We start from the raw sequence: 20,375 nt of genomic DNA, 5'->3' as shown, positions 1-20,375 counted from the left end.
CGCGGCGAAATTACTTCACCGCTTCGCCGTTGACGTAAATGCCGTCGAGCAAGGTGCCCTCGAGGCCGTATTTGGCGAAAATCGCCTTGTACTCGCCTGATTCCATCAGGGCCTTCAGCGCTGCAGCATAGGCGTCGCGCAGTTCCGTGTCCTTCTTGGCGAAACCGATGCCCTGATAGACCACGGTGAAGGGCTCGCCCACGACGGCGTAGGTGTCCTTCTCGAGATCCATCAGATAGGGCAGCGTTTCGGAACCCTGGACGGCGGCGTCGAGCCGGCCTTGCTTGAGCTGGGCGCGGGCATCGGCGGAGCCTTCCGTGCCGACGACCTTGATGGCCGGCAACCCCTTGGCTTCGCAATTGGCAGCACTCCATTTCGCCGTCTCGTCCGGGAAAGAGGTGCGACGGCTCATGCCGACGGTCTTGCCGCAGAAATCGGCGAGCGTCTTGAACTCGTCCTTGCGGGCGAAGGACGTGTAGAACTGCGCGCCGGATTTCATGTAATCGATGAAATCGAGCGTATCCCGGCGCTTCGGAAGATCGCTCATGCCGCTATGGATAAGGTCGACGCGGCCGGTCTGAAGCGACGAGATCATCTGCTCGAAGCCGATATTCGACCACTCGACCGTGGTGCCGAGCTCTTTGGCGAGCGCGGCGCCGAGATCGATGTCGACACCCTTAAGCTCGTTGGTCGCCGGGTCGACATATTCCATCGGCGGATAGTTCGGCTGGTTGGCGACGACGACCTTGCCGGCCGACTTCACCCGCTCGGGCAGGCCGGCGGCATTGGCGGAGGTTGCGGCAAGGCATGCGACCGTGAGCGCTGCGATATGCTTGTTCATGTGGTTCCCCATCTTGTCCTGGTTCGAGCCGGCGGCTTCGTCTGCCGCCGTTTTTCTGTTCCTCAGCTGTGAACGGCTTTGATGAACTCCGCCGTTCGGGCGCTTTTCGGGGTGCTGAGAACCTCCGATGCCAAGCCGGTTTCGACCACCTTGCCGGTTTCCATGAAGGTGACGGTATTCGCCACGTTGCGGGCGAAGCCGAGCTCATGGGTGACGACGATCATCGTCATGCCGGAGGCGGCAAGGTCCCGCATCACATCGAGCACTTCCGACACCAGTTCAGGGTCGAGCGCCGATGTGGGTTCGTCGAAGAGAATGAGGTCCGGCCGCATCCCCATGGCGCGGGCGATAGCGACGCGCTGCTGCTGGCCCCCGGAAAGCTCGGAAGGGTAATGGTTCGCCTTGTCCGCGAGGCCCACCCGCTCCAGCAATGCCGAGGCCCTGTCGCGCGCTTCCTTCACCGGCTCGCCGAGCACCTGCACGGGGCCCTCGGTGATGTTTTCCAGGGCGGTCTTGTGCGGGAACAGGTTGAAGCGCTGGAAGACCATGCCGATCCGGCGCCGCTGGCGCGAAATCTCCGCATCGCTGATTTCGTGGAGATTGTTGCCGTCGCGGCGGTAGCCGATCAGTTCGTCCTCGACCCAGATCGCTCCGCCGTCCATCCGCTCCAAAAGATTGATGCAGCGCAGAAGCGTGCTCTTGCCCGAGCCCGAAGGACCGATGATGCAGCTCACCTCTCCGCGGGCGACGTCCAGGCTGACCTTGTCGAGAGCGCGGAACGTGCCGTAATTCTTCGTGACGTCGATAGCCTTGACGAGAATATCCTGGTTCATGACCGACCTCACATGGACGAGCGGATCGATTTCGAACCGCGGCCGAAATAGCGCTCGATATAGTGCTGCCCTATCGAGAGCACGGAGACGACGAGCAGGTACCAGAAGCTCGCGACCAGCAGCAGTTCGAGGACGCGGGTATTGGCGAAATAGATGATCTGCGCGTTGTGGAGGATCTCGGAATACTGGATGACGCTGGCGAGCGACGTCAGCTTCACCATGCCGATCACCTCGTTGCCGACCGGCGGCACCATGACGCGCATCGCCTGCGGCAGGACGATACGGCGCAGCATCATCATCTGCGTCATGCCGATCGTGCGCGCAGCCTCGTACTGGCCGCTGTCGACGGACAGAAGCCCGCTTCGCACGACCTCCGAAGTATAGGCGCCTTGGGATATGCCGAGCCCGAGCACGGCGGCGACGAAGGGCGTCATGACGTCGACCGTCCTGAACTCGAACAGTCCCGGAATGCCGAGCGTCGGGAAGATGAGCGCCAGGTTGAACCACAGCATCAACTGCAGCAGCGCCGGGGCGCCGCGAAAGACCCAGATATAGCCGATCGCGATCGACGACAGCACCGGATTGCCGGATATCCGCATGATGGCGATGACGACGCCGAGGACGATGCCGAGCCCCATGGCGGCAACGGTCATCAGCAGGGTGTTGTAGAGGCCGGCGAGGATTGCGGGTGCGAAGAGAAAATCGCGGACATAGCTCCATTCGATCTGCCCGACGCTGAAGGCCCGCACAAGACCCACAAACAGCAGGAGCACGATCCCCGCCGCAATCATCCGCCCGATATGGCGCTTCGGCACCAGTTTCAGGTGGGCGATCTCGTATTTGGAATCCGCAGGCGGTGTTGCGAGGCTTGCCACATTCATCGGCGTCGCGCCTCCTCTGCGCCGTTCTTCGCGACCGCTAAGGCCCCGCCGGTCGGGCCGCCGGCAAAGGCGCGGCAGCCGGCAAGCGCCGTTTCGAAGCGGGCGATCTGCTCGCGAACCCGCTCCGGCGCCGTTGCACCGAAGCCGTTTCTGCTGGCAAGCGCCTTTTCGAGCGCGAGTGCCGCAAGCATCTCCGGCTGAAGCCGCGGATCGATCCCGGGCAGATCCTCAGCCGTCAGGCCGGATAGATCGTGGCCGCGCTCTTCGCAATAGCGCACCACGGCGCCGGTGATCTCGTGCGCTTCGGCGAAAGGCACGTCCCGGCCCACCAGCCAGTCGGCCACTTCGGTCGCGAGCGTGAAGCCCTTCGGCGCCTCCTCGCGCAGCTTCTCCACGTCGAATTCCAGCGTTCCCACCATGCCGGCAAAGGCGGGCAGGACCAGTTCGAGAACGTCGATCGTCTCAAACAGGCTGCGCTTGTCCTCGGCGAGATCGCGATTATAGGCGAGCGGCATCGCCTTCATGGTGGCGAGGAAGCCGGCGATGTTGCCGATCAGCGTGCCCGACATGCCGCGCGTCAGCTCGGCGACGTCGGGATTCTTCTTCTGCGGCATGATCGAGGAGCCGGTGGAATAGGAATCATGCAGCCGTACCCAGCTGAACTGCTTGGAGCTCCAGAGGCAGATTTCCTCCGCAAGCCGCGAGAGATCCACCGCCACCAGCGAGCAGATGAAGAGGAATTCGGCGACGTGATCGCGTGCGGCGACGGCATCGATGGAGTTCTCGCAAGCGGCCGAATAGCCGAGATCGATGGCGGAGAGATCGGGGCGGCGCGCGATGCCGGACCCGGCCAGCGCGGCCGCACCCAGAGGCGAGCGATCGAAGCGGCGGTCCCAATCGGCAAAACGCTGCAGGTCGCGCAGCAGCGACTGCGCGTGCGCCATGAGGTGGTGGCCGAGCACGACCGGCTGGGCCGGCTGAAGATGGGTAAAGCCGGGCATCACGGTCTCCGTATGCCGGGAGGCCTGCTCCATCAGTGCTTCTTCGATGGCGATCACGCCCCGGGAAAGCTCCCGCGCCATGCGCCGCAGATAGAGGCGCGTATTGTTGGCCGTCTGGTCGTTGCGCGACCGCCCGGCGCGAAGCTTGCCTCCAAGCGTGCCGAGGCGCGCCATCAACAGACGTTCGAGAAAGGTATGCAGATCCTCGTCGGCCGCAATAGGTTCTTCGCGGCCGGCACCGACATCGGCTTCGATGCCTTCCAGGGCCGCGCGTATCGCGGAGAATTCACTCTCATTCAGGACGCCGGCCCGCTTCAACTCCGAAGCATGGGCGCGCGAGCCTGCAATATCTTCCCTGTACAGGCGAAAGTAAGAGCGGGGCGCGCGGGACAGATTGGCAAGCGCTTCGGACGGTCCGGACTTGAATCGTCCACCCCAAAGCTGAGTGGGCTCGGTCATCTTCGTTCCCTTTATTTGTCATTCTTTCGAAGAAGCTCCCACGGGTGGCATAGCCCGGCAAGCGAAGTTATTTCACCAAGCTATGACAAAAACGACTAGCCTTGCTCCGGGCACTTATTTAGGGTCTGCGCAAGAACGGGGCGGAGCCGACGCGCATCGGCTGCATCTGACGGAGGAATTTTCATGGCTTCGGGACGGCGGCGCTTGCCTTCGACGACCGCGCTTCAGGTGCTGCTTGCGGTGGCCGAAAGGGGATCGACGAGCGCTGCCGCCGAAAGCACGTCGCTGTCGCAGAGCGCCGTCAGCAAGCAATTGCTGTCGCTCGAAGAGCTGATCGGCAGCCCCGTCTTCGTCCGGACACCGCGCGGAATGATCCCGACGGAAGTGGGCACGATCTATATCGAACAGGCGCGCACCGCATTGAAGGCGATGGAGGACGCCGCCCTTCGCGTCGCCCGCCTGAAACCGGGCCCGCGCGTGCTGAGATTGCAGGTGCCGCCTATTTTCGGGGACCGGTGGTTGCTGCCGCGCTTCCTTCGCTTTACCGAGCAGCACCCGGAGATCGAGGTGCAGTTCACGACGTTCGTTTCTCCGACACAGTCCCAGACGCCCGATGCGATATTCCGTTTCCTGAGCGAACCGCTGCCGGACGAGGAGACCAGCTATCTCTTCGGACGCGAGGTTCTCGTCGTCAGCGCCCCTTCCTACTGGGAGAAGAACGGCACTCCGGAGACGATCGAAGATCTCGCCGACGGCATCATGCTGGAGCACCCGCAGACGCCGCTGCACTGGAATTATTTCGCCAGAGGTCATGGCAAGGACGACCTCGCGGTCCGGCACACCACGCGCTTCGGCTATTATACGATGGTGATCCGGGCAGCACTTGCCGGACAGGGAATGGCCTTGATCCCGCGCGGCCTTATCCTCGATGACCTTGCGGCGGGAAAGCTCGTCAATCCGAACGGCTTCGGATATCGAAGCGACCATGGCTACTGGTTCGCGAAACCGCGGGACATCGCGCCGAGTGCTTCCATGCGGACGTTCGAGGCATGGCTGATGGCGGAAGCCGAAGGCATGGGCGACTGAGGGCGGCCGGCCCGGGCCGTGGCGCGCTATCTCAGTCCGCCAGCCGCGCGAGCGCCTCTCCGTCGAGCCGGAAGAAGACCTTGTCCGGTTTGCGTGCGCCGCCCAGTTCTTCATAGAAGGAGAGGAGCCGAGTGTTTTCCGCCTCCGCGGTCCAATCGATGCGCGTGAGCCCGCGCTCCTTCGCCAGGCTGGCCAGCTTCTGCATCAAGGCCCGGCCGAGGCCGCGGCCCCGCTGTGATCCGCTGACGTAGAGTTCCTTCAGAAAGATGCCCGGCTTCAGGCCCGGCCCGGGGTAAATCGCGGAGAAGGCGGCGAAACCGAGCACCGAACGATGCTCCTCGGCGACAAGGATCTCCGCGCCCGGCGGCATGGCTTCAAGCCCCGCGATTATCCCGGCGCGCGGCGGACAGGCCACGCGGTAATGCGCCTGCATTTCCTCCATGAGGGCCGCAAGTGCGGGGAAGGCCGCGTCATTGGCCTGCAGCAGGCGGATCGGCGTCACTTCTATTCCCTCAGCTCGAGCGCGCCGCCACCCAGTTGTGCCAGTCTTCCTCGCTGCCGTTGAAGACGTTGAGGTCGATCCGCCCGTCGACGCCGTGGGACAGGCCCGAGCCCGAATATTGCCAGAAGACCCATTTGCGCCCGGGATAGACCTTTGACGGGTGCGCCGCGACCGAGCGCAGCCAGAAGGGATGATTGGGGAACGCGCCCTGCAGATTATCGCGGTAGAAGTCCGGCGCGGTATAGATGATCGGGCGCTGGCCGTAGTGGCGCTCCAGCTTGTCCATGAAGACCTGCATCTTTTCCCGCACCCGCGCCGGCGACGGACGCCGCTTGCAGCTCGACTCGCCGTTCCACTCGACATCGATGACGGGTGGAAGCGCGCTCGGATCCCGGGGCACGTTGCGGATGAACCAGTCCGCCTGCTCGCCGGCCGTGCGGCACCAATAGAAGAAGTGGTAGGCGCCGCGTTTCAGCCCGGCCTCGTCGGCCCGGCGCCAGTTCTTCTTGAACATGGGATCGAGGTGATCGCCGCCGTCGGTCGCCTTGATATAGGCGAAGTTGGCGCCTTGCGTGCGCAGCTTCGCCCAGTTGATTTCGCCCTGCCAGCGCGAAACGTCGACGCCGTGAACGGCGAGTTTGCGCGGCGACCGGGTACCGAAATTGATCGGATGGGCATCGCGGAAGCTGTGGCTGTAGACGCGCGAGCGGCCGCGCGGCTCGCGCGCGGGATTTTCGGGAGCGAGCATTGCAATGGGTCGCTCGGCCGGAACCGGCATGCCCACCGTCCTTTCCGCCGGCATGAAGGCCTGCGGCTCGGGAACGGTTCCCGCCCAGGCAAGCGCCTCCGGCTGAGGCGCCGCTTGCGCAGGAGCGGCACTGACCTCCGCCGAAGGAACCGGACTTGCCGGACGGACGACGGAGCTCGTCGTCTCGCGCGAGGGCCTGCTCCCCCCGAAGCCGCAGCTCGTTAGAGCCAGGCAGGTTATGACGATCGCTGAGACAGCCGAAAAAGGACGCATGAGGACCCGCACGCAATACAAAAACCGACGGCAACCGCGCCGTCAGGACCCACTGACGAGACTTGCTAACGGGAAATTACCAAGAAAGATTGAATCCAATCTTTACGCGGGCAGAGTTGCGAGCGATTTCGCCGTCAGCGAAAACTCGCAAGAAACAGCCGGTTGAGCTCTTCGACCACGAGCCTCGGCCTTTCCCTGCTCCGCAGCCCCTCGTTCAGGCGGTCCGAGCCCGCCTGCTGGAAGGTCATGTAGCCGTCGTGGCGTGGCCGGAGCCAGGCGCCTTCGAGCGTCGCCCGCGTCGCGCGGTAGAAATCATGGGTCGCCTCATTGACCGTATCGTCCTGCCAGGCGTCCCCGTGGCCGGGCTGGCCGCCGGATGCCGCATAGAGGCCGCGCTGCACGCCGCCGCCCGCAAGCCAATAGGCGAAATCGATCGCCTGTTCCGGCGCCTGCGAAAAGGCCGAGACGGCCATGCCCGTCCCGCCGAGAGCCGAGCCGACCGGCCCGGCGGCACCGACAGTCGGAAAATCGCCGAAGCGGACGAGCGCTGGGCGGAAGCCGGCAATGGAATAGCTGACATAGCCGTAGATAAGCGGCGCGCAGGCGGCGGGCGAGGTCTCGGCCGCCATGGCCTCGAGCGCCGCGATCGGGTCCATTCCGAAGCATGCGGGGTCGACGAGTGCCGAGATTTCCTGCAGCAGCTCGACCGCCATGGCGCCGGTTTCGGCGTCGACGAGATCACCCTTGCCGGCGCTGCGGCAAGGACGGCCGAGATTGCCGCAGAGGGTGTAGAAGCTCATCAGCGAATGCGGCGGCCTCAGCGGCAGGAAGACGCCGCCGCTGCGCGCGAGCGCGAGCATATCCCGCCAGGTCTGAAGGCGGTCCGTCCGATCCGGCCGCCAGGCCTGCACCTGGGTCGCCGCGTCGATCGGAAAAGCCCATTGCCGTTCGTTCCACGCGTAGCTCCGATAGGACGGGCCGACGCTTGCCGTCGAGAGCGCCTGCCGCTCCGCCTCGCGGCCCGGCACGTCCAGGGACAGCAGGCAATTTTCGCCGGTGATCTGCCCCACATGCGGATGGTCGATGACGATCAGGTCATAGTTCCTTGCCAGGGTCTCGACCGGAAAGGTCTCGAAGTCCTGCAGCGACCGCTTCTCCCACCGGATCTCGACGCCCGTCTTTTCCTGCCAGGATTGCGAGCAGGCCACCATCGGATCATAGCCGCGCGGGTGATTCCAGGTCATTCCCTTGAGGACGACGCTCATAGGCCGAACTCCTCCCTGATCGAGCGGCCATGCTCACCGATCCGCGGGGCGGCGCGCTCGACGCGCGGGCGGCGGCCGTTGATCCGGAGCGGCGAGCGGGTGGTGGTGATCGATACGTCGTCTTCGCGCATCACCGTCTGCAGCATGTCGAGCACCTGGAAGCCTTCGCTTTCCAGAAGCTCGTTCCAGTCGAGCACGCGCGCGCACCAGATATCGGCCGGCTCCAGCACCGCCAGCCATTCGTCGACGGTGCTGAGCGCGATGCGGTCAGCAATCAGCGCCTTGATGCGGTCGCGCTCGGTGAACCACGAGGACGGGTCGTCGCGATAGGGGGCGAGTTCGTCGATCTGAAGCAGGTCCGCAAGCTTCGGGATCGGCGTCATGGCGATCGCGAGATAGCCGTCGCTCGCCGCATAAACCCCGTAGGGTGCGGCGAGATAAGCATGGGCGCTCCGGAATGCCGACCGCTTCGGCAGACGGCCGCCGTCATTGAGATGCGTGGTCAATACCTCGAACTGGAAATCGACAAGCGCCTCCAGGAGGCTCGTTTCGACGAGGCTTCCCTTGCCGGAAATGCCGCGCCGTACTAGCGCCGCGAGAATCCCTTGAGCGGCGGCGGCGCCGGCCAGCATGTCGCCGATGGCAAGCCCGAAGGGAACCGGCCCCTGCCCTTCGTCGCCGTTCAGCCACATGACCCCCGAGCGCGCCTGCGCCAGCAGATCCTGGCCGGGGCGCTTCACCCAGGGGCCCTCCTCGCCATAACCGCTGATCGAGGCATAGACGATGCGCGGATTGATGGCCCTGACCGCCTCATAGTCCAGCCCCAGCCTTTCGATGACGCCCGGCCGGAAGTTCTGGATCACGACATCGGCCTGCGCAAGAAGCCGCGTCAGTGCGGCAAGATCGGCCTCGTTCTTGAGGTCTATCGCGAGGCTTTCCTTGGCGCGGTTGATCGCATGGAAAATGGTCGAGTCGCCGCCGATCTCGGTGTCGCTCAGATAAAGCCGGCGGGAAAGATCGCCGCCATCCGGCCGTTCGATCTTGATCACCCGGGCGCCGAGATCCATCAGCCGCAGCGAACAATAGGGGCCGGAAAGAAACTGGCTCATGTCGACGACCACCAGGCCGGAAAGCGGCAGTTCGGATTCTGTTGTCATGCGTGGTTACTCTTCCCTCGTGCAGCGGCAACGCCATGCGGATGACTGTCGGACAAAAATAGTATCTTCTTATTTGAATACTTAATTCAAATATAGGTGTCCTGACAAGCTGCAAAAGGGACGACGTCCGCTGCTGGCGCAGCTGACTGCCGGAATGAAGCAACGAAAGCACTGGCGATACCTGAACGGATTGGAGACGCGCTGGCGCCATCGAGAGGCGCTCGGAATGCCGCGCATGCGCATCACGCTACAGGCCTCACCGGCTCTGCGGCATTTCCTGCAACAAGTTTCTGTCTAAGATGGCGTCTGGCCAGAACAAGCCCAATGGGACGCAGACCCGTCCAGCATCGACTGAACCGGAGAGGTTGGATGTCGCAAGACCTGGAAAGTCCCTGTCGGCTGCGGCCGCAGGATTTCGTGTTCGCGGAAAAGTCCGTCGAGCCAGACCACGCGTTGATCGCAGGTGAGTACCCAGCTGGCGGGCGTGGTACGGCGCGAGATCGGCATTCGGCTCCATCGTCAGGATGGTATATGTCTCCGGCCAGGCCGGGTCGCCGGCCGCCAAATCCCCGCGAAATAGAACCAGTCACCAATGGTGAGCGAGAAGCTGAAGTTCCTATGGCGAAACTCGGACGCGCCAGGCAGCGGCGGGCGGGGAACGTCCGGGGCTTCCGATCGGACGACGTTCACGGCGCCCGCCAACGTCGCGCGGACGCAGGCCCCACGGCCGCCCCACCATCTCCACTTCGCCATCATGGCGCCTCATGATGACGCAGCGGGCGTCGGACTGGCAACCTTCGCGCGCGTCACATACCAGGAACACGATTCCGAGACAATCGGACCTGAGACGGAGGATGCATGTGCAATGATTATCGGCTGATGACGGATGTCGCCTCCATCGTCGAGGACTTTGCCGAGCTCAAGATCAAGATCCGTTTCGGTGAAGGCACCCCGAATCTCGAAGCCCGTGAGGACATCAAGATCACCGATGTTGGGCCGATCGTCAGGGCGATCGACGGAGTGCCGGATGAGGCCGAGCTCGTACAGCGACGCTGGAGTTGGCCGGGGCCGAACAAGCGGCCGGTGTATAACTTCCGATCAGAGGGACGGGAGTTCAACTCCCGCTGCCTAATTCTTGCCGACGGCTTTTACGAGTTCACCGACCCGAAGGATCCGAGCAAGAAGCGCAAGGACAAGTGGCTGTTCACCAAGAAGGACGAGCCGATCTTCTGCATCGCCGGCATCTGGCGCAACACGCCCGAGGTCGGGCAAGCCTTCACCATGCTGACGATGGCGCCGGGGCCCGACATCGCTACGTATCACGATCGACAGATCGTGATCCTTGAGCGCAATGCATGGACTGACTGGCTGAACCCGAGCGTTTCTGCGAAGTCGCTGCTCAAACCCCTTCCGGTAGGCACGCTATCGGTAGAGCACGTTGGCTAGAGTCTGCTCGATTCGCGATGTGTTCACGGGCTTCAAAGTAGCTTGAGCTTTGTCGCCTGCGCCTGCGTGTCGGCATTCAGCGTCCTGCGAGCATTATTCATGTGGAAGTTCGCGTAGGTTCGTGTACTCGATGGTGGTGATTGCTCTGCGTGTCCAACGTTCCTGCCATTAGTCGTTTGTGGTGAACCTCAGCCGTGGCGAGTTTCTCGCGTTTCATGCTCTTCATCTTGGCTCGGATATACACTTCCGACCGCTGCAAATGGTGTTTCACCGGCCGGGTGCCAAGCGAATTCCTCGGGCTCCAATGCAGCCAACTTCACAATGCTGCCCTCCAATGCCGTTCGTATTCCATAGTAAGTGATGACGTCTGTCGCGACGACCCGCATCAGGATCCCTCTACCGACAGCTCTCACAACGGCCTCGCCATCGATGAACTTGAAAGTCTTTTCCATTCCGTTGTCCACGATTGAGACGCAAAATTCGGCAAACCGTTGGGAGACAGTCTCGACGAGGTTCCTTGAACCGGGGACGGAGACACAGCACTCTGAGAGGCGGTCATACATGTTCGCTCCTGTAAGATTCAATGTTGGCGTGGCCTTGGTGCAGCGCACGCTCTTATCTGTTCGTCAGCACGTCTTGGATCGCGGTGCCCACCGCCCGGATGTCGTCTTCAGAGTGTCCGGCCGTGGGGCAAAGCCGCAACCCTGCCCTTCCCCGTGCAACCGTGGGAAAGAAGATCGCCGACGTATAGAAACCGCGGTCGAGCAAAGCTCTTGCGGCTTCGATGGCCGTCATCTCGTCGCCTATCTCGACCGTTCGTATCGGCAAGGGTGAGCCTTGCTGGTCTGTGGGAACGAGGCTGTCGAACAAGGCGATTCTGCTTCGAAGTCCCTGTTGTAGCTCCGTGAGTTCTTGCGTTAGGTGCAGTTGCTGCGACGCGCGCGCCGCGCCGATTGCCGCGACATTCAGCGACGCCGAAAACGCATGAGCGACCGCGAATCTTCGAAACAGTTCCTCTTGCCGCGCCGTTCCAAGCATGATCAAGGCTCCTGAGGCGCCGAAGCCCTTTCCGAGCGAAGCCGCAACTATCGTCCGCTCCCCCAGGTGCCCGCTCATTTGCGATCTGGCAAAGCCTTCCCCGTGCTTTCCGAAGATCGATATGCCATGTGCGTCATCTATATAGAGGAAGAGGCCATAGCGGTCCTGCAGGCGCCTTAGGTCCTCGATGTCGGCGCTTCCGCCCATCGAATAGACGCCGTCGCAAACGAAGGCGACGGATTCGTTCGCGCGGCAGAGCATCTCGAGCGCGTCGAGATCGTTGTGAGCAATGGTCTCGACGCGAGTTTCGGCGGCAATGGTTCCCTTGTGAAAGGCAAGCGTCGCGTGGGCGAAGCGATCGAACACCATCAGCGGCTTAACGCCACCCGTGAGATGCCCGGAAGCAATCAGCGGCAACGCGCTCATGTTGGCTGCGAGCACTGTGGTATAAGTAATCACCCGCGCATCGAACAACTCCGACAGCGCCGCCTCCAAGTCACCGAGAATCGAGAAATTGAGACGCGTCCTTGCGCATGACCAATGAAGCGCGCCGTAATCTTTCAGTGCGTCGATGGCACCTGCAACGACCTGCGGATGGTTGTCCAAGCCGAGATAGGAGCAACGCACGAAGTCGACGACCCGACGTCCCCGGTCATGGGTTAGTGCCACGGCGCGATTCTCCAGAGGTCGCCCGTAAATCGCCATCAAGCCCTGAAAATGCGCGGCATCGAAATGGCTTTGGGCGTACTGGATTAAGCTGGCGGTGTTCCTTTGGGCACCCTTGCCAGAAATACTTCCCTGCCCTGGCGCTTTTTCTTCCATCCGAAAATCTCCCGATACTTGATTGGCGAATGTACGGGAGATTTATTTGTTTAGGCGCTGAACTCAACGAAGTATTTGCGAAATATTTTCACGCTGAATTTCGCATTCGGCGTAAAATTACGGTTGAATTTTCCTTTCCCTGCACTTTTGAAAAAAATATGAGAAGTGTGAAACGTATCCGAGCTCAATCGGAGCCATAATCAATGTCGATTGCATAGCCGGTGGCCCGTATTGTGCGAATAAGAGGATGGCCGGTCAGGCGCTCGAGCTCCCGACGCAAGCGACCGACATGCACATCCACGGTGCGCGGCTGCACGTAGCGATTTGAAGGCCACGCCGCTTCGATCAGTTCCAGACGGCTCCGCACCCGGCCTGGTTCCTCAAGCAGGCATCGCAGCAGGTTGAATTCGATGGCACCGAATTGAACGTCTTCATCACCATATCTGACGAGACGGCGCCCAGGCTCGAGTCTTAACTCGCCAAAGGTCTCAGCGGCCTCTTCGCTAGCGGGATGTGTCGGCTGCTTATCATTCGCACGATTGTTCGGCAGAGAACCAAGGTAAGCAAGCAGCCTCGCCGGCGAGACGGGGCGCACGAAGTTTTCGTCAACCCCCGCTTTCAACAGTGCCAGATAGTACCGCTCATTGCCCGACGAAACGAGGGCGATAGTCGGGATACGCGAGGTTACGTCGTTAGCCTTTATGGCGGCACATGTTCTCACCGTGAGCTCTGAATCCTCTGCTGAATCCAGGATGATTGCTGTGGCCGGCCTTAGCACAGCCTGATCCACTACCTCTTCTTCGCTCACCAACATCGTCTGAAAGCCCTCCGACGCGAGGATGTGTGCAAGCAACACGTAGAAGTTCGCATTACCAGAGCAGATCAGGACCAAGTGTTTTGTGTGCTGAGCCTTCTTGCTTTCAAGCTTTCTCATCGCCGTTCTCTTCCCGATGTTTGATGTCACAAAAATCGGAAATAGTATGGTCGCGGCTCCTGCGTAATCCCTAGAATTTTAGAGATATTGCGCGAAATAGCCATAAATGTGTAAGCTCCACGCGCTATTCGTCCTATTTTGTTGCAACATTTTTGTTGATTTTCGATGTGAGATGGGCACTCTGTGGATGCACCGGGTTCGCTATTCATGCACATGACATCAGAGAAAGCGCCAGAACCGATGAAGACCAGCCTCGACCATGTTCCGCTTCGAAAACAGCGCGAACTCGCGCGCATCGTCGAGGTCCTGCACGAGGAATTCGAGGACGCCCTCTATGAGGGGATGGCCGACTTCGAAAAGTTTGACCGCATTCTGAAGATCATCCTCTTCGGTTCTAATGCCCGAGGAAGATGGCTCGACGAGCCGCACACGAGGAAGGGATACAAATTGGATTACGATCTGCTGATCGTCGTCAACCACAGGAAGCTCACAGATTTCTCGACCTACTGGCACAAGGCGCAGGAGCACCTCATGCACTTGCCGGAGATCGGACGCCAGTAAGCCTCATCGTTCATTCAAGACGGGAATTGAACACGGCACTACTATGGACAGTATTTTTTCTCCGAGATCCGCCGCGATGGCATCCTCCTCTATGAGCGGGACGACGAGCCGCTGGCCGAAACGAGACCGCGTACGTCGGCCCGCCCTGCGAATGGCGGCCGAGTATTTCGACGACCGTATGCCGCATGCTCGGAAATTCGCGAAGGGCGCCTCGTTCTATCTGAAGGAGCGCGATCCGAAAGAGGCTGCGTTTTTGCTTCATCAATCGATCGAGCAGGCGTATTCAGCACTCTTGCTTGTCCTGACGAGCTACAGCCCTGCATCCCACAATCTGAGGCATCTGCGCAGCCTCGCCGAGGAACGAGATCAACGACTTGCTGAGGTTTGGCCGCGCCATCAGCATCAATATCTAGCGTGGTTCAACATCTTGAATGAGGCTTATGTCAAATCTCGGTACTCGAAGCGCTATGAAATCAGCGAAGAAGCCCTTGCCTGGCTCGTTGAAAGAGCCTGTCGGCTGATTGCCGACGTGGAAGCGATCTGCATCGAACATCTAGATCGCCTTCGAAAACAGGCAGAAGATGATCTCGACTGAGTCCGGAAAGGGCACAGTCTTCGCTTGTGATAGACACATTTGCCAGGGACGGCACGATGAGAACCAAATGGTTCTGTGGCTCGCGAAAGCTGAGTTCCAACGTCCGGCAACCCATTTTGATCCCCTGCGCCGGACAGCAGGAGGTTCAGCGTGTCCAAGATTTTTTGCAATCCCGCCATCGGGGAGCAAAGCCCCCGGAAAGACGGCTTCTGGCAGAAGCATCAACAGGAGGAAGTGGTGGAGGCGGCGATCGGCCTCTATGGCAACGAAGCCGCAATTGCGGCCGCCTATTGCGCGCTCGAGGCCTGGACCGAACGCCGACACGGCGATTACGGCTTCTGGTTTGAGGTATTCCTACGACTTAGAAACCGCTTGATTTAGCAGTTCATCTATTCAGAGGGTGCGCCGTGCGGCTGTCAGTGGTCGAGCAAGGCGCTCCCGGCTTAAATTGGGAAACGCTCAATTTCGCCCTGGCGGCCGAGCCCGTCAAGCGCGTAGCCAATGGACCGTACGGTGCGGATAACATCAGGCCCATAGTGGTTCAACGCGCGCCTGATGTGACCGATATGGATATCGACAGTGCGGAGCTCGACTTCGGCTTCAGGCGGCCAGCCGGCGGCGATGAGATCGTCACGACTGTGCACCACAGTTGGCATCTTCATAAGATGCAGAAGCAGTCTGAACTGTAGCGCGGAAAGGCTTACAGTGTGGCCGTTTCGCGTAACACGAACCGTGGCGACATTCATCTCGATATCCGCGTGCCGGAATATCTCGCGTGAGACGCCAGGGCGGGAGTCGTCGGGCAAGTTCGTTTGAATGCCCTTGAGGAACGCGAGCAGGTGTCGCGGATCGTAGGGACTGCATATGACCACGTCGATCCCGAGACTGCTGAGATCCTTCCTCGGTGCATTCGCAAAGACGGCGACTGGCGGGCGGTCGCTGGTTGCCTTTATGCGGCGGCAAAGGCCAGGCGCCTCCAGGCGCCGATCGGAACAATCGACCAGGACAGCGAGCGGCCTTTCGGTCTCGATTGTACTAATCAGTTCGCTCGCATCGGAGCAAAGCTGGACAGTAAATCCCTCGGTCTCGAGAATGTACTCGAGCAGAAGAAAGAGCTCCGCGTTGCCCGTATAAATCAGCACACCCGCATGCATTCCGCACCCGGTCTCCAACTTCAAAGTGGCGCGTATTCTCCGCCATTGATGTCTATTATCGCGCCATTGATGAAGGCTGCTCCGTCGGAGGTCAGGAAACCGATGGCCGCCGCGACTTCTTCAGGCTCCCCCAGGCGGCCCGCGGGAATGCGGGCAACTGCTGTGCGATTGACCTCGCCGTCACGCGGACCGGCCATCTCCGTGGCAATCCTTCCTGGCGCAACGACATTCACCGTAATTGAGTGCGCCGCGTACCGTGAGACCAGCGAGCGGGCAAAGCCCGCAAGTGCGGCTTTCGAGGCGACATAGGCGGTGCCCGCGATTTTCGGGAGCGCACGACCGGCAATGGACCCGACAAGAACAACGCGGCCAAAACCCTGCGCGCACATGCCGGGCAAGACCGCCTGGCAGCAAAGCATTGTCCCGGTCAGGTTGACGGAAAGAACCGTGTTCCATTCTTGGAGTGTGATCTCTTGGAATGGGGTCGGCCCGTAGGGCCCCTTGGGTGATATGCCGGCATTGCAAACGAGAATGTCTGCTCTGCCCCAGCAATCGTCCAATTCCCAAAAGAATGCCGTTATCTGCGCCGGCTCACCGAGATCAACAGCGCGCGCGAACACCCGCTCGGAGCCGAAATCCTGACAAAGAGCTTGGGCGGCGCTTTCAACATTGACGAGCGTTTGCCCGAAGAGGGCGACCCGGCATCCACGCTCCAACAGGAGACGGGACGTTGCCAACCCGATACCGGAAGTGCCGCCGGTGACGACGGCAATTCTTGCTTTAGAATCACGACTCATGCCGCTTCGTCCATCTTTGCGAAGAGTGAGAGGGGGGGATGCGCCGCCGGGTCGGTCATCACTTCGATCAATAGCGGCCCCTGGTCCATGCCACGCTGCAAGTGATCGGCAAGCTCACTCGGGTCTTCCACACGGACCGCTGGGCAGCCGCAGGCTTCCGCCAATTTTGCGTGATCCACCTCGGCAAAGTGGCATGCCGATGTGAAGTTGCCGAACTTCACCGTTTCCGCATCGCGCTGGAAACCGAGGATGCCGTTGTTGAGGACGACGATCGCCACAGGAAGCTTCATCCGCATCATGGTCTCAAGCTCGGCCCAGCTGTGAGCAAAGCCGCCGTCACCGACAATCGCAATGACCGGCTTATCCGGTCGGGCAACCTTGGCCCCGATCGCGAGCGGCACCCCCCAACCGAGCCCCGCCAGCCCGCGCGGCGTGATAAAGCGCATTCCGCTCGCTCGCGCTCGGAGTTGGCCCAGGACCCACATAGACGAGTAGCTCGCGTCGGCGACGACCGTTACGTCGTCGGTTAGCAGGTCCTGGAGTTCAGCCATAATCCGCTCTGGGCGTATCGGTCGGGAACGCGATGTCACCACGTCGTGGCGATCAAGCTCGAACTGCTTCCAATTTTGATGGATACATTCCTCCAGTCGCGCGCGATCCCGATGCCGCCGCGTGAGGTCGACGCGGGTGAGCGCCGCTCTCAGGGCGGCAAGCGTTTCCCTGGCATCGCCCACCAGCCGAATGGCTTCGTAGTTGCGTCCGATCTCCACCGGATCGATGTCAATGTGCACGACCGTCGCGCTGGAGGGAATTTGCCGCCAATTGTCGGTGCCGTTCTGGTTGGTACGCGTTCCGATGAGAATGACCAAGTCCGCACTTCCGACCAAAGCGGACGAGTATCGACCGAGCGATCGCGGCCCGACGAGCGAGCCTAACACTCCGGCCGAAAGCGGATGAAATTCGTCCACCGCCCCCTTCCCCATGTTCGTGGTGAGAATCGGCAGGCACGCTTCCTGCTGGAGCGCAGCGAGTTCTGCCGCGGCGCCGCCGCAATGAACGCCTCCGCCGGCGATAATGATCGGGGCTCGCGCCGCTGCGATCAGAGACGCGACCTCTGCTAGTGCTTCATCCGACGGGCGGACGCGATCCAAGGGCCAGTGGCCTAAGTTCTTTGAACGTACGACCGCCGGAGATCTCGCCCCGGCACGCAGGAGATCGGCTGGAAGCAGCAGAGCGGCTGGGCCGGCACGGCCTGACGACGCGGCCGTAAATGCCGCGTCCACATAGTCGTCGATCCGCTCCGGAACCGTGACACGCCGCACCCATTTAGTGCAGGACTGGAAGAGAGCAATCTGATCAAGATCCTGAAAGGCATTGCGGTCCATTTGGTCTCGCTCGACATCCTGCACAAGCGCCACGATCGGCACACTAGCCTTCAACGCCTCGGCCAGCGGCGGCACAAGCAAAGTTGCCGCGGGGCCGTTTTGGGCGGCAACCACAGCTACTTTGCCGGAAAGACGGGCGTAGCCGTCCGCCATCGCACCGCCCATGTTCTCCTGCCGGTACGCGATCTGGCGAATGCCGATCGCTTCCGCAGCAAGGATGACCGCGGATGGCAGGCTTTGGCCAAATATGAATTCCACATCGTGCCGGCGAAGAATCGTCGCGATACGCTGCGCAACGGTTTCGTTTGGGTTCTGTTGCGTCATTGCGCGCACTCCTTTCCGGATTGGATTTCGGCCTGAAGAAATTCGTCAAATGCACTGAGGATAAGGTCGATGTCGCTGTCGACCATTGGCGTCGAAAGGCAGGCGGCGGCTCCATAGGGGAGAAGAATGCCCGCTTCCAGTAAGTAGCGGCTCATTCTTCGCATGAGGGAGGCCTCTTCGGCGCTCAGATAGGCATCGCGATATTCGAGCGGCGCGATGCGCTTCGGATGGATGCGGAAGAGCGAGGCGGCGCCGGTCACCGAGAAGCGCGCGTCGCGCTTGGCAATGCTTGCCCTCAAGCCTGCGCGCAACCTCTCGCCCATCGCTTCGAGGTGATCGAACGCATCGGGAGTCATCGCCTCCATCGCTGCCCGGCCAGCGGCCATTGAGACCGGATTTGCGGAAAACGTGCCACCCTGCGGCAACAACGGTTTTCCATTTTCGGTGCCGAAAACGCGCATCACTTCCTCGCGGCCGCCAATGGCACCGATCGGGAAGCCGCCTCCGATGATTTTGCCGGCCGTGGTCAGATCGGGTTTCAGACCGTAGCGTGCTGAGGCCCCGGCATAGCCCTGCCGAAGATTGAGCACCTCGTCCGCGACAATCAGGATTCCGTACTTGCGCGCCGTTTCCGACAAAGCCTCGAAAAAGGCGGGCTCCGGATGCAGCAACCCCGCCCGGCTGGGCATGGGATCAATCAGTACACAGGCAACGCGGTCGCTCGCCGCACTCAAGCGCGCTTCAAGGCCCTCGACATCGTTGAAGCGCAAAAGATGGACTCCGTCGGCGACGCTTGAGGGAGTGCCGCGATAGGCCGGAGTTGCGACGGACATTGGCGCCCAGCCGCCGCCTTTGCCGGGCGAAACCTCCTGCCCAGCCTCTGCCCAGTCATAGGCGCCGTGATAGGCGCCTTCGATGCGTGCGATCGCGGGCCTGCCGGTGAAAGCGCGCGCGGCCTTGATCGCGAACATGACCGCTTCCGTTCCGCTATTGACGAAGCGGACCCGTTCCATTGCGGGAATGCGGGTCGTCAGAAGTTCCGCGAGCGCGATTTCATGCTCCGTCGGGTTGGCGAAACAGGTTCCCGAGCGCAGCAGGTCGACGACAGCCTCCGTGGCCGGAGCGAAGCCGTGCCCGTGAATGAGCGTGGTAAAATTGTTGTTCAGATCGAGGAGCCGGTTCCCGTCGACATCAACGAGATAAGCCCCCTCGCCGCGCTGGACATAGATCGGAAACGGGTTCCTCTCCACCGTGGCGCGGGTGGTTCCATCCGGGAACACGGCCTTGGCGCGGTTGAATAAATGTTTCGACCGACTACGCGCAGACGTCTGCCGCAGTCTGTTTGTTGCTTGAACGAGCATAGTTCCGGCTTCCTGAGGTGAAAAATCGACCGCTCGCTTTGCACGAGCTTCACAATTTTGTTGCAACAAAAATGCAGCCCGTCAAGTCCATGCAACAAAATCTTAAGCCAAGGAGCCCGCACCCCTCTCCAGAGAGGCGCGCTTCAGCCGTCGATATCCATCGCGAATATCATTTTCTATCGCCGCCCTGAGGCTTGCCGCGTCACGCTCCGCGAGAGCCTCCATGGCGATCTCGTGGTTGCGAACACCGTATTTCTCCTCGGCAAACTCGGGGTAGAGATTGTGCAAGGACGGCCCGATCCTCAGCCACAGGCTTTCGATCATCGAAACGAGCTGGGGAAGACCCGAGAGACGGTAGATCGTAAAGTGGAATTCCTTGTTGTGCCACAGCGCTTCCGCATAGCGGTTTTCGTCGAGGGCGGAATTGATAAGCTCTTGTAAGGCCACCAGTTCTTCCACGTCTGCCGGCGTTCCGTGCTGGGCGGCCTGTTCGGAAGCCAGCCCCTCAAGCGCCAGGCGAGTGAGCGTTATCTCTCGAAGGTCGGCCGCGTCGAGAATTGGGACGACAACCGTCTTCGGCCCGGTATAAACAAGCGCGCCTTCGCTCGTCAGACGATTGATCGCATCGCGCGCGGGCGTTGTGCTGACATCGAGGTCTTGGGCGACTGCGCGCACCGTCAACTTGTGGCCTGGCAGATAGACGCCACGGATGATGCGCTCCTTCATTTCCCGATAGGCGGCATCCCCCAGCCGTTTCGAGGCTCTCTCAAGATCTGGCGATTCGGTTGCATTGTCCGCCATTTTGCTCTCTCGATCGGTTGACACTGTGAATTTTTGATGCAACAAAAATAAAGTGTGAAGGTTTTGCAAAGCTTTTGTCGCGCCAGCGGCTATTAGCAGCTTTCACATGCT

Annotated in this window: 19 protein-coding genes and 2 pseudogenes; 4 read left to right on the top strand and 17 right to left on the bottom strand. The window is 61.1% G+C overall.

Annotated features, from left to right (window positions below; all coding sequences use genetic code 11):
- Window positions 1-10 precede the first annotated feature (10 nt).
- The 4 genes from ACTJKL_RS09615 to argH form a co-directional block, all read right to left on the bottom strand.
- Entirely contained in the window at window positions 11-841 is an 831-nt protein-coding gene (locus tag ACTJKL_RS09615; RefSeq protein WP_440852767.1) for an ABC transporter substrate-binding protein, read from the bottom strand.
- A 62-nt stretch (window positions 842-903) separates the two neighbouring features.
- Window positions 904-1,674 carry an amino acid ABC transporter ATP-binding protein gene (locus tag ACTJKL_RS09610; RefSeq protein ID WP_018097183.1) on the bottom strand — a complete coding sequence of 257 codons (771 nt, stop codon included), beginning with the start codon at window positions 1,672-1,674 and terminating at the stop codon, window positions 904-906.
- A gap of 8 nt (window positions 1,675-1,682) precedes the next feature.
- Window positions 1,683-2,555: an amino acid ABC transporter permease gene (locus tag ACTJKL_RS09605; RefSeq protein ID WP_102762304.1), complete on the bottom strand. Its 873-nt coding sequence runs from the start codon at window positions 2,553-2,555 to the stop codon at window positions 1,683-1,685.
- A complete protein-coding gene (argH, locus tag ACTJKL_RS09600; RefSeq protein WP_411926769.1) occupies window positions 2,552-4,015 on the bottom strand; it encodes an argininosuccinate lyase in 1,464 nt (487 codons plus the stop codon). The genes ACTJKL_RS09605 and argH overlap by 4 nt, the downstream gene beginning before the upstream one ends.
- 183 nt (window positions 4,016-4,198) lie before the next feature.
- On the opposite strand from argH, the gene ACTJKL_RS09595 reads away from it, so the two are divergent.
- Complete coding sequence (locus ACTJKL_RS09595; protein ID WP_440852766.1) at window positions 4,199-5,101, top strand: LysR substrate-binding domain-containing protein; 903 nt, start codon at window positions 4,199-4,201, stop codon at window positions 5,099-5,101.
- 31 nt (window positions 5,102-5,132) lie between these two features.
- Here the strand turns inward: ACTJKL_RS09595 and ACTJKL_RS09590 are convergent, their stop codons facing one another.
- The 5 genes and pseudogenes from ACTJKL_RS09590 to ACTJKL_RS09570 form a co-directional block, all read right to left on the bottom strand.
- Window positions 5,133-5,609 carry a GNAT family N-acetyltransferase gene (locus ACTJKL_RS09590; protein WP_440852862.1) on the bottom strand — a complete coding sequence of 159 codons (477 nt, stop codon included), beginning with the start codon at window positions 5,607-5,609 and terminating at the stop codon, window positions 5,133-5,135.
- A gap of 4 nt (window positions 5,610-5,613) precedes the next feature.
- Window positions 5,614-6,624 carry a glycoside hydrolase family 25 protein gene (locus ACTJKL_RS09585; protein ID WP_440852765.1) on the bottom strand — a complete coding sequence of 337 codons (1,011 nt, stop codon included), beginning with the start codon at window positions 6,622-6,624 and terminating at the stop codon, window positions 5,614-5,616.
- Window positions 6,625-6,758: 134 nt separating this feature from the next.
- Window positions 6,759-7,889, bottom strand: coding sequence for an extracellular solute-binding protein (locus ACTJKL_RS09580; RefSeq protein ID WP_440852764.1), 1,131 nt, complete (start codon window positions 7,887-7,889; stop codon window positions 6,759-6,761).
- Window positions 7,886-9,046, bottom strand: a complete 1,161-nt coding sequence (locus tag ACTJKL_RS09575) for a CaiB/BaiF CoA transferase family protein (RefSeq protein ID WP_411926772.1) — start codon at window positions 9,044-9,046, stop codon at window positions 7,886-7,888. Before ACTJKL_RS09575 ends, ACTJKL_RS09580 begins: the two co-directional genes overlap by 4 nt.
- Before the next feature lie 294 nt (window positions 9,047-9,340).
- Window positions 9,341-9,812: pseudogene (locus ACTJKL_RS09570) on the bottom strand (SOS response-associated peptidase family protein).
- 92 nt (window positions 9,813-9,904) lie between these two features.
- Here ACTJKL_RS09570 and ACTJKL_RS09565 point away from each other — a divergent pair.
- Window positions 9,905-10,492 (top strand): SOS response-associated peptidase, encoded by a 588-nt coding sequence (locus ACTJKL_RS09565; RefSeq protein ID WP_440852763.1) that lies wholly within the window; start codon window positions 9,905-9,907, stop codon window positions 10,490-10,492.
- Between the two features lie 188 nt (window positions 10,493-10,680).
- On the opposite strand, the gene rctB is transcribed toward ACTJKL_RS09565, so the two are convergent.
- From rctB to ACTJKL_RS09550, 3 genes are all read right to left on the bottom strand, one after another.
- Complete coding sequence (gene rctB / locus ACTJKL_RS09560) at window positions 10,681-11,055, bottom strand: SMa0974 family conjugal transfer regulator (protein WP_018097191.1); 375 nt, start codon at window positions 11,053-11,055, stop codon at window positions 10,681-10,683.
- Between the two features lie 52 nt (window positions 11,056-11,107).
- Window positions 11,108-12,352, bottom strand: a complete 1,245-nt coding sequence (locus ACTJKL_RS09555; RefSeq protein ID WP_018097192.1) for an 8-amino-7-oxononanoate synthase family protein — start codon at window positions 12,350-12,352, stop codon at window positions 11,108-11,110.
- A 184-nt stretch (window positions 12,353-12,536) separates the two neighbouring features.
- The gene (locus ACTJKL_RS09550) at window positions 12,537-13,286 is read right to left on the bottom strand and encodes a winged helix-turn-helix transcriptional regulator (RefSeq protein ID WP_440852762.1); all 750 of its coding nucleotides are present in this window, start codon (window positions 13,284-13,286) and stop codon (window positions 12,537-12,539) included.
- A gap of 240 nt (window positions 13,287-13,526) precedes the next feature.
- Between ACTJKL_RS09550 and ACTJKL_RS09545 the strand changes: the two are divergent.
- Window positions 13,527-14,442 (top strand): annotated as a pseudogene (locus ACTJKL_RS09545) (nucleotidyltransferase and HEPN domain-containing protein).
- Between the two features lie 150 nt (window positions 14,443-14,592).
- The gene (locus ACTJKL_RS09540; protein ID WP_100670675.1) at window positions 14,593-14,823 is read left to right on the top strand and encodes a Y4oE-related protein; all 231 of its coding nucleotides are present in this window, start codon (window positions 14,593-14,595) and stop codon (window positions 14,821-14,823) included.
- A gap of 62 nt (window positions 14,824-14,885) precedes the next feature.
- On the opposite strand, the gene ACTJKL_RS09535 is transcribed toward ACTJKL_RS09540, so the two are convergent.
- The 5 genes from ACTJKL_RS09535 to ACTJKL_RS09515 form a co-directional block, all read right to left on the bottom strand.
- Entirely contained in the window at window positions 14,886-15,596 is a 711-nt protein-coding gene (locus tag ACTJKL_RS09535) for a response regulator transcription factor (protein ID WP_102762445.1), read from the bottom strand.
- A gap of 20 nt (window positions 15,597-15,616) precedes the next feature.
- Window positions 15,617-16,393, bottom strand: coding sequence for an SDR family oxidoreductase (locus tag ACTJKL_RS09530; protein WP_440852761.1), 777 nt, complete (start codon window positions 16,391-16,393; stop codon window positions 15,617-15,619).
- Window positions 16,390-18,102, bottom strand: a complete 1,713-nt coding sequence (locus ACTJKL_RS09525) for an acetolactate synthase catalytic subunit (protein ID WP_411926775.1) — start codon at window positions 18,100-18,102, stop codon at window positions 16,390-16,392. Before ACTJKL_RS09525 ends, ACTJKL_RS09530 begins: the two co-directional genes overlap by 4 nt.
- Entirely contained in the window at window positions 18,099-19,463 is a 1,365-nt protein-coding gene (locus ACTJKL_RS09520) for an aspartate aminotransferase family protein (RefSeq protein ID WP_440852760.1), read from the bottom strand. Before ACTJKL_RS09520 ends, ACTJKL_RS09525 begins: the two co-directional genes overlap by 4 nt.
- Before the next feature lie 102 nt (window positions 19,464-19,565).
- Complete coding sequence (locus tag ACTJKL_RS09515) at window positions 19,566-20,264, bottom strand: GntR family transcriptional regulator (protein WP_440852861.1); 699 nt, start codon at window positions 20,262-20,264, stop codon at window positions 19,566-19,568.
- Window positions 20,265-20,375 lie beyond the last annotated feature (111 nt).

The sequence above is a fragment of the Sinorhizobium sp. 22678 genome (assembly GCF_052044265.1).
In the GTDB taxonomy this organism is placed as follows: Bacteria; Pseudomonadota; Alphaproteobacteria; order Rhizobiales; family Rhizobiaceae; genus Sinorhizobium; species Sinorhizobium meliloti_A.
This window is presented reverse-complemented; position numbering and strand designations above follow the sequence as displayed.